The 12,748-nt window shown below is 66.1% G+C and carries 12 protein-coding genes; 10 read left to right on the top strand and 2 right to left on the bottom strand.

Features of this window, described 5'->3' with window-relative positions; all coding sequences use genetic code 11:
- Window positions 1-103 precede the first annotated feature (103 nt).
- The 10 genes from ACPVPU_RS01610 (at window position 104) to ACPVPU_RS01565 (ending at window position 10,161) form a co-directional block, all read left to right on the top strand.
- A complete protein-coding gene (locus ACPVPU_RS01610) occupies window positions 104-1,861 on the top strand; it encodes a ParB/RepB/Spo0J family partition protein (RefSeq protein WP_448659178.1) in 1,758 nt (585 codons plus the stop codon).
- 517 nt (window positions 1,862-2,378) lie between these two features.
- The gene (locus tag ACPVPU_RS01605) at window positions 2,379-2,678 is read left to right on the top strand and encodes a DUF736 domain-containing protein (protein WP_448659177.1); all 300 of its coding nucleotides are present in this window, start codon (window positions 2,379-2,381) and stop codon (window positions 2,676-2,678) included.
- A gap of 157 nt (window positions 2,679-2,835) precedes the next feature.
- On the top strand, window positions 2,836-3,066 hold the full coding sequence (locus ACPVPU_RS01600) for a helix-turn-helix domain-containing protein (RefSeq protein ID WP_448659176.1): 231 nt from the start codon (window positions 2,836-2,838) through the stop codon (window positions 3,064-3,066).
- Entirely contained in the window at window positions 3,063-3,644 is a 582-nt protein-coding gene (locus ACPVPU_RS01595; protein WP_448659174.1) for a S26 family signal peptidase, read from the top strand. The genes ACPVPU_RS01600 and ACPVPU_RS01595 overlap by 4 nt, the downstream gene beginning before the upstream one ends.
- Window positions 3,632-4,243 carry a lytic transglycosylase domain-containing protein gene (locus ACPVPU_RS01590; protein ID WP_448659173.1) on the top strand — a complete coding sequence of 204 codons (612 nt, stop codon included), beginning with the start codon at window positions 3,632-3,634 and terminating at the stop codon, window positions 4,241-4,243. Before ACPVPU_RS01595 ends, ACPVPU_RS01590 begins: the two co-directional genes overlap by 13 nt.
- Before the next feature lie 233 nt (window positions 4,244-4,476).
- Entirely contained in the window at window positions 4,477-4,836 is a 360-nt protein-coding gene (locus ACPVPU_RS01585) for a hypothetical protein (protein WP_448659172.1), read from the top strand.
- 197 nt (window positions 4,837-5,033) lie between these two features.
- Entirely contained in the window at window positions 5,034-7,052 is a 2,019-nt protein-coding gene (gene rlxS, locus ACPVPU_RS01580; RefSeq protein WP_448659171.1) for a relaxase/mobilization nuclease RlxS, read from the top strand.
- Window positions 7,053-7,681: 629 nt separating this feature from the next.
- Entirely contained in the window at window positions 7,682-8,746 is a 1,065-nt protein-coding gene (locus tag ACPVPU_RS01575) for a DNA cytosine methyltransferase (RefSeq protein WP_448659169.1), read from the top strand.
- A gap of 1 nt (window position 8,747) precedes the next feature.
- Window positions 8,748-9,719: an HNH endonuclease gene (locus ACPVPU_RS01570; RefSeq protein WP_448659168.1), complete on the top strand. Its 972-nt coding sequence runs from the start codon at window positions 8,748-8,750 to the stop codon at window positions 9,717-9,719.
- 1 nt (window position 9,720) lies between these two features.
- On the top strand, window positions 9,721-10,161 hold the full coding sequence (locus ACPVPU_RS01565) for a very short patch repair endonuclease (RefSeq protein WP_448659167.1): 441 nt from the start codon (window positions 9,721-9,723) through the stop codon (window positions 10,159-10,161).
- Here the strand turns inward: ACPVPU_RS01565 and ACPVPU_RS01560 are convergent.
- Both ACPVPU_RS01560 and ACPVPU_RS01555 read right to left on the bottom strand, forming a co-directional pair.
- Window positions 10,158-11,042: an NgoMIV family type II restriction endonuclease gene (locus tag ACPVPU_RS01560; RefSeq protein WP_448659166.1), complete on the bottom strand. Its 885-nt coding sequence runs from the start codon at window positions 11,040-11,042 to the stop codon at window positions 10,158-10,160. The genes ACPVPU_RS01565 and ACPVPU_RS01560 overlap by 4 nt on opposite strands.
- Before the next feature lie 37 nt (window positions 11,043-11,079).
- Complete coding sequence (locus ACPVPU_RS01555; protein WP_448659165.1) at window positions 11,080-12,744, bottom strand: AAA family ATPase; 1,665 nt, start codon at window positions 12,742-12,744, stop codon at window positions 11,080-11,082.
- Between the last annotated feature and the right edge of the window lie 4 nt (window positions 12,745-12,748).

Below are 12,748 nucleotides of genomic sequence, written 5' to 3'. Positions count from 1 at the left end.
CGGCGGCGAATGACGCGGGCGGCGCGTCTCGCCGCCAATCCCGAGCCGGACCAGCCCTGTCATTCAGACCCGGCTGCCCGGCCTTCAAGACGGAGCAACGACCATGACCCTTGCCTTTATCGATCTCGACCGGCTGTGCATCAGCCGCACCAATATGCGCCATGGCCGCAAGGCCCCCGATGTCAGCGACATCATGCCGACCGTCCGCAAGCGCGGCATCATCCAGACCCTGCTGGTGCGGCCTTGCGCTGAGGAAGGCCGGTTCGAGATCGTCGCGGGCGCGCGGCGGTTCCACGCCGCGCGCATCGTCGCGCAGGAAACCGGCGAGACCGAGCCCCTGCCCTGCCGCATCCTCGCCGAGATCGACGATGCCGCCGCCATCGAGGCCTCGATGATCGAGAACCTCGCGCGGCTCGATGCCGACGAGGTGACGCAGTGGGAAACCTTCGTCCGTCTGGTGAAGCAGGGCCAGACCCCCGAGGCCATCGCCGAGACCTTTGGCCTGCCGGTGCTGACTATCGCCCGGGTGCTGGCGCTCGGCAATTTGCTGCCGCGAATCCGCAGCCTCTATGGTGCCGAGCGGATCGACCGCACCACCGTCCGCCACCTCACGCTCGCCAGCAAGTCCCAGCAGCGCGCATGGCTGGCGCTGTTCGACGATCCCGACGCGCATGTGCCCCATGGCCATCAGTTGAAGGCATGGCTGACCGGCGGCCAGTCCATCCCGGTGCGCCATGCCCTGTTCGACGTGGCGGGCTATCGCGGGACGATCCTGGCCGACCTGTTCGGCGAGGACCGCTATTTCGCGGACCCCGACGCCTTCTGGGCCGCCCAGAATGCCGCCATCGCGGCGAGGCGGGAGGCGCTGGTCGAGCAAGGATGGAGCGATGTCGTCATCGTGCCGCCCACCGAGCCGTTCAACATCTGGGAATATGAACGCGCGGCCAAGCGCAAGGGCGGGCGGGTCTATATCGATGTCCGGCCCAATGGCGAGACCATCGTCCATGAAGGCTACCTCACCCGCAAGGAGGCGCGCCGCGCCGCCAGCGGCGAGGTGGGGGCCGCGCCGGTCGCGCAGCGCCCAGAACTGACCGGGCCGATGCAGGCCTATGTCGACCTGCACCGCCATGCCGCCGTCCGCGCTGGCCTGCTTGCGCATCCCGGCATGGCGATGCGGTTGATGCTTGCCCATGCCATCACCGGCTCGCCGCTCTGGTCGGTGGGGCCCGAGCCGCAGGCGACCCGCAACGATGCCATCCGCGAAAGCCTCGAGACCTCGCGCGGGGAAGCGGTGTTCGACGAGCGCCGCCGCGCGGTGCTCGCGATGCTGGGCCTGGACCCGGAGGAGCCGACCGTCGCGGGCGGCAATGGCGACGACTACGCCCTTGTCGGGCTGTTCGCCCGGTTGCTCCAGCTGCCCGACCCGGCGGTCATGGAGGTGGCGGCCATCGTGATGGGCGAGACGCTCGCGGTCGGGAGCGCCGCTGTCGATGCGGTCGGCCTCGAGATCGGCCTCGACATGGCCGATTGGTGGCAGGCCGATGCCGCGCTGCTCGACCTTGTCCGCGACGGCCAGTTGCTTGGCGCGGTGCTGGCCGAGGTGGCGGGCGAGACCGTTGCCGCTGCCAATCGCGACGAGAAGGCCAGGACCAAGCGCCGGATCGTCGCCGATCACCTAGCGGGCGCGGACGGCAGGCCCAGGGTCGAGCGCTGGGTGCCGCGCTGGATGGCGTTCCCGCCGTCCGCCTATACCGACCGGGGCGGGGTCGGTACCCTCGCTGCCCATGCCCGCGCTGCCGCAGCGCGCGAGGCGGTCATGGCGACGGACACGGTCGAGCCGCCGCTTGCCAGGGCAGCCTGATCGATGGGGCGGGCGGGCCACGGCCCGCCCGCTTTCCGCTGCATAACCGCGTCGGACCACGCGCCCCAGGCGCTGGCCGACACGCCCGGCTAGACGCCGCCTGCGTCAATCCTACTGGGTTCCGTCATGCCGAAGCATGGGTCGTTGGCCAGCTCCCGACCTCAGATCCTCAGACGGGATGGCAGCAATCGGATGGACCATCGACCCCGTCGCGGGCGCTGCACAGTCTGCCATAACCTCCCCCGACCAGCGCCGGAACCCGCGCCCTTCCGCCTCTCATTCATGGCGGGTCTGGCGCTGTCCGGCCTTGCCCGCGCAACGGCTTCGCCGGGCTTCTTCCCCGCCCTGCGGGCTTCCTCGCGAGACAAGAAGCCCGGCTCATTGCCGTCCTCCGCTGCCGCTTCGGCCCCATGCGCCCGGTGCCCGGGCGCGGGTGCGCGTTGGCCGTCCAGCGCCTGTTCGACCGCCATCGAGGCCGCAAGGGGCGGGCTCGAGACCCTGATCGAGGAGACGTAACATGGCACAGATTGGCAGCTTCACCCGCGACGAGAACGGCACCTATACCGGTGAAATCCGGACCCTGACCCTCAAGGTCAAGGCGACGATCCGGCCCGCCGAGCGCGAGCATGACAAGGCGCCCGACCACCGGGTGAACGCGGGCACCGTCGAGTTCGGCGCGGGCTGGACCAAGGCGGCGCGAGACACCGGCACCGAATATATGAGCCTCAAGCTCGACGACCCGTCCTTCCCCGCGCCCATCTATGCGACGCTGACCCAGGGCGAAGGCGGCGAATACAAGCTCATCTGGTCGCGCTGACCCCGCCGCCCCGCGCCGCAAGGCGCGGGGCCTTACGCCACCAAAGGGTGTCGAAAATCGCATCGCCAAGATCGACACGCCCGGCCGGGTGATTGGCCGGGCATGCCGGGGCACGGGCCGCGATCGTGCGGTCCGCATCATCAGGGATGCCCGACCGATGGACACCGACGACATGATCGCCCGCGCCAACCGAGCCCGGCGCGGCTCGCCCTTCCTCAATACCGAGCAGGCGGCCTTCTACCTGAAGCTCTCGCCGCGCCTCCTGAAGCGCATGCGCCGCGACGGCAAGGGCCCGGTGTTCCGGCGGCACAGCCGCTATGTCCAATATCATATCGACGATCTCGACGACTGGAGCCGCGACACCGGCGGCCGGGCGACCATCCGATGAGCCGCCGCCGGAGTGGCTTGGCCGACGCCCCGCTGCTCGCCTGGGGCGATGCGCTCCGCGCCGCCAAGCTGCGGCGCAGGACCCTCGCGCGGCGGGCCGTGGCGGTGGCCATCGGCAGCATGATCCTTCTCGGAACGGCAGCACTCCCGCCCACGCCCCGCCTCGTCTGGAACGCCTCGGCCAGCGCGCCGATCGGCCTCTACGCGGTGTCTCCAGGCGCACCCACCGCTCCCGGTGACATGGTGATCGCGCGCGTGCCCCACCTCCATCGGCAGCTTGCCGCGACCCGTCGCTACCTGCCGCTGAACGTGCCCCTGGTGAAGCGCGTCGCGGCCTCGGCCGGCGACGAGGTGTGCGCACTGGGGCAGCAAATTCGGGTCAACGGACGCCCGGTCGCGGAGCGCTTGAGGGTCGACGGTGCAGGTCGGCCGTTGCCGAGTTGGACCGGCTGCGTCCGGCTGCGCGGGGATCAGCGCTTCCTGCTGATGGACGCGCCCGCATCGTTCGATGGGCGCTATCTCGGGGTGACCGAGGGCAGCGACATCATCGGCAAGGCGCGGCTGCTATGGGCACGGTGAGGGTCGTGCTGGCCACCGCCAGTCTCGCAATCGCCGCCCCGGCAGACGCCGAAACGGTCGCCGACTGGCGGCCCTATATCGCCGAGGCCTCCGCCCGGTTCGGCGTGCCGGCGACATGGATCGAGCGGGTCATGCAGGCCGAAAGCCGGGGCAGGACGCAGCTGAATGGCCGCCCGATCCGCTCTTCGGCGGGCGCGATGGGCTTGATGCAACTGATGCCCGGAACCTGGGCGGACATGCGCGCCCGGCTCAACCTCGGCACCGACCCCGACGACCCGCGCGACAATATCCTTGCCGGCACGCTCTACCTGCGCCTGATGTATGATCGGTTCGGTTATCCCGGGCTATTTGCGGCCTATAATGCCGGGCCCAAGCGCTATGCGGACTATCTAGCAGGGCGGGCCAGGCTGCCGTCCGAGACGGTCGCTTACCTTGCCAGCGTCGCGCCTGCCGCACCCGGTCCGGTGCCTGCACCAGCGCGGCCTGCCACGCCGCAATCGATCTTTGCCGTGCGCAGGGACTTGCAGGCAGTCGGTTCGGTGGACGCCGAATCCCCTTCCACGTCGTCACTGTTCGTCATGCTTTCGAGAGGGGACTGATCGCAATGTCGTGCATGACCGAGAGGAAGGAAGCTCGTCTCGACAGGCCCAGCATGACGGGTGGCGGAGCGGCTCTCAAGGCCCGCAGGTGCCCCCCAATTTTCTTCGAAAATCGGTTCCCCCCACGCCCGCTTCGCGGCGCTGCGCTTCGCTCCGCGGCCCTGACAGCCGCTCCGCCACCCGTTCTTCAAACGCCGTTCTCGATGGTGAGAACAGAAGCGTTGGAGGTCATCATGAGCATGGTTCAGAGCATCGGAACGGCGTCGGATCGCGTGATGAACGCATTGATCGCTGGGCTGGAACTGGAGTTCGGGCGCGGTGCCGGAGAGGCACTGGCGCATCGGTTCCTGGCGACTGAGGAAGCGGATTTTCGCTGGGATGCGAGGGTCGAGGAGCGCTGGATCGGCACCTACGAAACCCCCGAGGGCGAGGAATTCGAATTGGACCGGATCGCGATTTGCGGGCGGCTCGATGGCAAGTGGTTCTGTGCCACCATGCTCGTGGATGGCGATGGCCAGGCCCAAGGGATGATGGGATGCCGGACATTCCGGTCGCTGATTCGGGCGCGGGATGCAATGCTCCATGCGCACTGATCGGGCGCATACCCACGGGGAGAGGCGGCGTCGGAAGGCGCTCGTCTCTCCCCCTTTTTTGAGCCGGAAGGGTGGGGATGAAGGGAAACAGGGGAAACAAGATAAAGGCAGTGTCTCGCGACACTTCCTAAGTGATTGTCTGCACATCCTTTTTCCGGGAGACAGCAGCCTGCGGCTGCGAGACTGCTTCACAAGGAATGGCGAAAATTCGCCATTTCCGCCCCGAAATTGCGAGACTCGGGAGCAGTTCGGTGCCTGACGACGACTTCAAGCCGAAGCTGGGCAGGAGCCGGAGCAAGGACGGCAAGCGCGCCACCAAATATGGCGGGCGCATCCTCGCCGCGGCGCGGCTTGCAGGCACCAAGACCGGCGTGAAGGCGCGCCGCTTCGACGGCAGCCGGATCGGTCGCGGCGCGAGCGTCGGGCGGCTGCTGTCCAGCCGCGACCGTTTCACCGGAATCCGTGCGCGGCGGGCGGTGGTCAAAGCCAGCCTGATCCGCCTGCAGGGCAAGGCCGGCCAGGTCGCCCGCGCGCACATGCGCTACATCCAGCGCGACGGGGTGACGCGCGAAGGTCTGCCGGGCGAGCTGTACGGTCCCGAAGCCGATCGCGCCGATGGCGACGATTTCCTGAAGCGCACCGCCGGGGACCGGCACCAGTTCCGCTTCATGGTGTCGGCTGAGGACGGCGCCGAATATCCCGACCTCAAGCCCTATGTCCGGCGGCTGATGACGCAGGTCGAGCAGGATCTTGGCACGAAGCTCGACTGGGTCGCGGTCGACCATTTCAACACCGAACGCCCGCACACCCATATCGTCCTGCGCGGGGTCGACGAGTCCGGCGAGAACCTCATCATCGCGCGTGAATATATCTCGCACGGCCTTCGCGAGCGTGCGTCCGAACTGGTCACGCTCGACTTGGGGCCCCGCACCGACCACGAGATCGAGGCGCGGTTCCGCCACGATGTCGACCAGGAGCGACTGACCGCCATCGACCGGCGGCTGCTTCGACGAATGGATGCTGACCGTACCGTCGCGGCGACCGACAACGATCCATTCCAGCAATCGGTCGCCTCTGGTCGCCTGCGCAAACTGAAAGCGATGGACCTGGCCGAGGATATCGGCGGTGGGCGCTATCGGCTGGCTGAGGGTCTAGAAGACACGCTGCGCCGTATGGGCGAGCGCGGTGACATCATCCGCCTCATTCAGCGCGAACTGACCGCCCGCCGGCTCGATCGCTCCGGGGTCGAGCAGGTGGTCGCCACCGAGCTGCGCGAGCCCCTTGTTGGACGTCTCATCAGCCGGGGCTTTTCCGACGAGCATGGAGACCGCCACTACATGATGATCGATGGCGTCGATGGGCGAGTCCATTATGTCGATATCGGACGCGGCGATGCGACCCAGTCGGTGCCCGAGGGCGCGACGATTCGGATCGAGCCGACCAGGGCCGAGGCAACGACTGCCGATCGCACCGTCGACGCGGTGGCTCGCGCCAATGGCGGGCGCTACTCGGTCGACCTGCATCTCCGCCATGATGCTCAGGCGAGCCAGGCCTATGCCGAAAGCCATGTCCGCCGGCTGGAGGCGATGCGCCGCGCGGGCATCGGGCCGGAGCGCCAGCCCGATGGCGGCTGGACCATAACGGCCGATCATCTGGCGCGCTCCGAAGCGTTCGCCCAGCGCCAGCAACGCGACCGCCCAATCGCGCTCGCCATCCTGTCGCCACGACCCGTCGGCGATCTCGTCGGGCTGGAGGCGCCGACCTGGCTCGATCGCGAGTTGGCGTCAGGCCCGTCGGGCGCGGTGCGGGATACGGGGTTCGGGCATGAGGTTCGAGCGGCGTTGGCCGCGCGGCGACAGTGGCTGGTCGAGCAGCAGCTGGCGGATGGCGAAGGGCAGGCATTCCGGCTGCGGCGCGGGGCGCTGGAGAGTCTTCGGCTGGGCGAGCTGGAGGACGTCGGCGAGCGCCTTCGCAAGGAGCTGGGCAAGCGCTTCGACCTAGCCAAGTTGGGCGAGCGGATCGAGGGCGTCATTGCCCGGCGAATGGACCTGGAAAGCGGTCCTCATGCGCTGGTCGAGCGGTCGCGGGATTTTACGTTGGTGCCGTGGCGTGATGTCCTGGAGCGGAACATCGGGAAAACGGCCTCTGGCATCGTGCGGGCGGACGGTATCAGCTGGCAGTTCGGACGCGGGCGATCGGGGCCGACGATATCCTGAGACCGACCGCTCACCGTCGGCCAGTTGCTGCTTGATCGGCGCGCCTTCTTCAGCTGCCAAGACGAGCTAGCCGCGGATCGAGAGACCGGCGACGACCGGCGCGTCAAACAGGTCCAGCATTGCGTTCACCGCCGCCGTCCTCGGCCACCCTCCACACCGCCCGCAGCACGCAGGGCTGAGCCAAGCGGACGTCCGCCCAGCGTGCAAGTCGCCAGCACGCGATCATAGCTGCACCGGCCGGCGCGGCAGGTCAACACCTTGCCCATCGCGACACGTTCGAGACGGTGCTTGGCCGCGAGGCCACCCGGTTCGTTCAGCTCGGGCGACGCCCACGCGCCGGCGACAAATGCAGCAAGGAGGACAGGGAAGCACATGGGGGTCCGCATTGGGTTGGGTCAAGATAGGTGACGTGGGTGCTCATTTTCATCGTCCGCCGATGCGGACCTGTCGCACGATGCCTTTACAGGCGGCGCGCAGTCGCTGGCTGCGTCCGATGTTACGGCCGCACTCGCCGCCTTCCAGAGCGTTACTAGCCAGCCGTTTGTCCAAGACGTAAATTCGCATTGTGTTCACTAAATGTTCAAGCCATAACCGCGTGCAATTTTCGCGTTAACATGACAAGAAGCGCTATGACCTGGAAGCTGATCGATCTTTTCTCGGGCGCCGGAGGAATGTCTCTCGGCTTTGCCGATGCGCGCTTTTGCGGTGGTTTTGAAAGTGTCCTCGCGATCGATAACGATCCAGCTGCGATCGCGACCCACAAAGAGAATTTCGGCGGCGATGCGGTGTGCGGCAATATCGAAACGTGGCTGAAAGATGCAGTAGTGCCGCAAGCTGATGTCGTGATCGGCGGTCCGCCGTGCCAAGGGTTTAGTCTGCTGAACAAGAAGCGTGACGGCGATGCGCGGCGCGCGTTGTGGGAACCGTTTCTCGATGTTGCAGTGCGATCAGGTGCTCGCGTGTTCATCATGGAGAATGTCGCCGAGTTGTATCGGTCGCCCGAACTTGATGACATTCGAGCACGCGCGGCTCGCGACGGTTTCAAGACCGAGGCTGCGATCCTGAACGCCGCAGATTTCGGGGCGCCGCAGACCCGCCGTCGCACCATCGTCATTGGGTGGAAGGCCGGGCTATGGCAGCCTGAATTCCCGCCGCTCAAGACGCATGCCGAAAAGAGCGGTGGCACTAACCTACCTCCGTGGCGAACGGTGCGCGACGCGATCGCTGATCTGCCTAAGCCCGAGCGCCTTGAGATTGAAGGTCCGGCGCCGCTGGACCTCCACATCAAGCGCACGCCGACCGATAAGAGTCTGGCGCGCTACCGAGCGGTGCCGCCCGGCGGAAATCGTTTTGACCTGCAGCGCAATGCACCGGAGATTACCCCGGACTGCTGGATCAGAAAGACCTCGGGTGGAACAGATCTCTTTGGACGGTTGTGGTGGGACCGGCCGTCAGTCACCATCCGCACCGAATTCTACAAGCCGGAGAAAGGACGCTATCTCCATCCGGATCAGCATCGGCCGATCACGCACCGCGAGGCTGCGCGACTGATGGGTTTTCCCGACGATTTCAAGTTCAAGGGCACCAAGGTCGAAGTCGCGCGCCAGATCGGCAACGCCGTACCGCCGCCCTTGGCGGGCGCGATCGCTCGGCTGGTCGCAGACATGCTCGCACCCATGGCGAAAAGCGCCTGACATGGCGCGACGCGCGGTTGCGCAGCATCCCGCAGACGCCGTCGAACGCATCAAGGCGCTGCTCGACAATTTCCTGACTAAGCTAGATGAGGACGATCTGCGCGATCAGGTGCGCAGCCTAACACCGGTGTTCCAATCGCTGCGCGGATTGGGAAAAGGCCTGATCCCGCCGGAACTCGCATCCTCTGCGCGCGACCGCATCCTTGTCTATTTTCAGCGCTATCCGCTCGAAGTGATCGAGGGCGAAGAACTCCTCGTTGTGGCCGGGATCGGCGAATGGGCGAGGCGACTGCGCGAGCTGCGCGTCCAGTTCGGCTGGTCGATCTGCAGCGGCGTGACATTCAAGGATATGGCCGACGACGAACCGGAAATGGCGGCGGCGCTGGCTGACGAGTTGGGCGCCGATCCGCGATCGCTCAAACCCGATCAATATGTCCTGGTGAGCGGTGAGCAGGACCGCGAAGCCGCGCACCGGTGGAACGTCCTCAACACGATCCGCAAGCGCAAGGGCCTCGGCGTCAAATCGCGGCTGCTTGAATACATGCGCGCTAACGTCGGTGCCCCGGTTTCGATCGAAGAACTGCGCTATCTCGCGGGCGACAAAAGCGAATGGGCACGCCGTATGCGCGAGCTGCGCACCGAGGACGGCTGGCCGATCTTCACGCGGATGCAGGGGCGCACCGATCTGCCGGTCGGCACCTATGTGCTTGACGAGGATAAGCAGGCGCCCGAACATGACCGTCGCATTCCCGACGACGTCCGCGTCGAAGTGCTGATCCGCGACAATTTTGCCTGCCGAGTGTGCGGTTGGACCCGCGACCAGCTCCGGCCGGATGATCCCCGCAAATTCCTGGAACTGCATCACCTGACCGCGCACGCCGACAAGGGTGACAACAGCGTCGAGAACCTCATCACCTTGTGCAACGTCCATCACGACCAGGTTCACGCGGGCCGTCTCGATCTGGGCGCATGACGTGGCCGACCGCCTGTCTCCGTTTGAGCGCAGCGAGAACATGCGCCGCGTCAAAGGGAAGGATACCGATCCCGAACTGATCGTCCGCCGCGCGCTTCACGCCATGGGGCTGCGCTTCAGGCTGCACCGCAAGGATCTTCCGGGCCGTCCCGACATCCTTTTGCCGGGCCGTCGGACCGTCATCTTCGTCCACGGCTGTTTTTGGCATCGCCACGAGGGATGCCGGCGGGCGACGATGCCCGCACAGCGAAAGGAATTTTGGGAAGCGAAGTTCGACCGCACGATTGCGCGCGACCGCGAACAGACCGCCGCGCTGACCGCGCTCGGCTGGCGGGTCGCCGTCCTATGGGAGTGCGATGTGCGCAAGCCTACGGCGCTGCGCGCAAAGCTGACCCAACTGTTCCCTAATCGCTCGAGCGAGCCTGAGCCCAACGAACTCTAAATCGCCAGATCGAGCGGTAGGTCGGACACATCCTTCAGCCGTCCCTGATCGATCATCAGTTTGAGCAGATTGGCAGGTTTCTCGTTCGCAAGCGATGCAGCAGCGGCCTCAAGTTCGGGCAGGCCGATATGATAGACGCAGTCAATGTCTCCGGTCCCCAGAGCCAGCGAGGCAAGACGGCTCGGCAGCGGCTCGGCCGTCAGCACCACGATGTGCGGCGCGCGGCCGCGGCGGCTGCGGATCAGGTTGAGCGCTTCCGAGCGGGCGTTCTGCGCCCGATCGCTGCGCATCGTCCATTTGCATGAGATGCAGGCGTGGAGGCTTGGCTTGAGCTTGGGGCGCCACCGGATCGCGGTACGGCCCGCCGACTGATCATCGACGAGATCAAACTGCGCATTGATCGCAGCGTCGGTCTCGGGCTTGCGCGCGATCACAACATCGGACGCGATATTGTAATCCTGGCCGAGCAGCACCTCGATCTCCGGCGCCTTTGCGGCCGCCTTCTTGATGTCGCCGATATGCGCATATTGCTCATATTGCGCGATCGAGACGCCGCTGCGCGACTTGACGTGGTGAATGTCCCATTCGCCGGGGCGCAGCCCGGTCAGCTTGAGAAACGTATTGCTAAGAAATTCGGCGGTTACCCGCTCGAACTCATTGCCCGCGCCCTGCGCCGACAGCGGCTGACCCGGCATCACGCCGAGCGACGCGGCGAGCCCGGTCGCGATCGCCGTGCTCGTGATCTGCGATTTGTCGGCGTTCGACGGCTTGCCATTCTGATCGAGCACATAGACTTTCCTGCGCAGATCGGCGTGGAACTGGGCGCGGGCGGTGCTGATCAGACTCAAAATCTCATCCGTCGTGATTCGTTCGGCGGGCATGATGGCATAAGCGCGCCCGCGCCGCATCGCCGGTCGGTCATGCGCGCCCGAGCCGGTCTGCGGCCGCCTCGCTTGCGATCACAATGAGATGGCTCTTCGCCCGCGTCATCGCGACATAGGCGAGCTCGTCGCACGCATCATCGGCTTCGCAGACGATCACCACCGGCTTGTCGAGACCTTTGAACCGCATCACGCTGTCGACCGTCACCGCGCCCGGGGTCGGCTGATCGGCCGCGCACCACGGCCGCCCGGCAATCGTCGGCGCGGCGCGGAGTACGCTGGCTTCGGCCGCGCATCCGCACAGCAGCGCGATATCGTCGGGCGCGATATTCTCGACCGTCAGTAGGCGGCTGAGTTCGCGCTCGGCCGTGCGTGCGACCCGCTCGGGACTGCAGGTGACCCAATGCACCGGACCACCCGGCGGGCCGAGGCAGGTCTGCTCTGAGCCGGTGCGGAAGCGCGATCCAGCCGTGAATATCGTCTGCGTATTGCGAATGTTCTCGGTCAGTTGGAGCGGCGTCGAACCGATCACCGCGACCGCTTCAGCGCCACCGTAGATGTTCTGGAAATCATCGCGGAACAGGAACAGCGACGCGTCCTCGTTGAGGAACAGCTTCAATGCTTCGAGCCAATTTCCTTTGAAATCCTGGCCCTCGTCGATGATCAGGTCATCATAGCGCTCCGGCGGCTCGGTGAGGCCGATATCGGTCAGCAGCTCGGGCAGTTTGACGGTCCAGAAAACCCGATCGTTGACGCTCGCCTTGACGCCGTCGAGATCGACGCCTGTCGTCACGCACATGCGGCTGCAGAACTCGTGGAAGGTCGCGACCGCGGCCGCGCTCCCCTTAAGTTCGTTGGAGATCGCAACAGACAGCGGGCGGTTGAAGCACAGCAGGAGCACCCGTCGCCCCGCTGCCGCCGATCGCCGGGCGCGTTCGACCGCCAGCACCGTCTTGCCTGTGCCCGCGCCGCCTTCGATGATCGCGGTGCGCGTCCCTGCCAGGAAATTGAGGTAGCGGGTTTGGGTCGCGGTGAGCGAGGTAATCGCTGCCTCGCTCTCCTTAATCTCGCTTGCCAACCGCGGTGCGAAGTCAAGGTCGCGGCCGTAGAAATCCTCAAGCAGCAATATGCCGGTCGGACCCAAGCCGCCCGGCGTTTCCTGCGCGCCGTCGGGCGTCCACAGCATCATCTGGAGGACGCGCGCGCCGAGCGTCGCCATGTCTTCCTTGAATGCGAAGATTTCGATCGGGGCGGCCGAGCCCATCACCGCCGCATTGGTCGGACGGCTGCTGTGGGGCAGAACTACGCCGTGCCGCGCGGTGATCCACGGCACTTTGCCAGGCCAATTTTTGGCGAGCGCCGCGAGGATGACCTTTTTGGACTTCATCGCTTGGCGCACCGGATTCTCGATCGTCGCCGACTTGCCGTTTCGGTCGATTGTAGTCCATTTGCCGTCGGCGACGCTGCGCCGCACGCGTCCCCCTTTAACCTCGAGGACGAGATATCCGATCTTGGGATGCGCCACGACGAAATCGGCTTCGCCGTCGCGAAGCATATTGCCGTAGGGGCCGAGCCACTCACACGAATAGAAGATCGTCGAACCGTCGAGATAGGGCGAGCCGCTCAAGTGATCATAGACCGCGACTTCGCCGCTGCGCTTGGGATCGGCGCGGACTTCGGCCGGCAAAACCGCCGGGATCATGCGG

This window comes from Sphingomonas paludis (assembly GCF_053502515.1).
The sequence above is the reverse complement of the archived record's forward strand: the minus strand, read 5'-3'. Positions and strand labels throughout refer to the sequence as shown.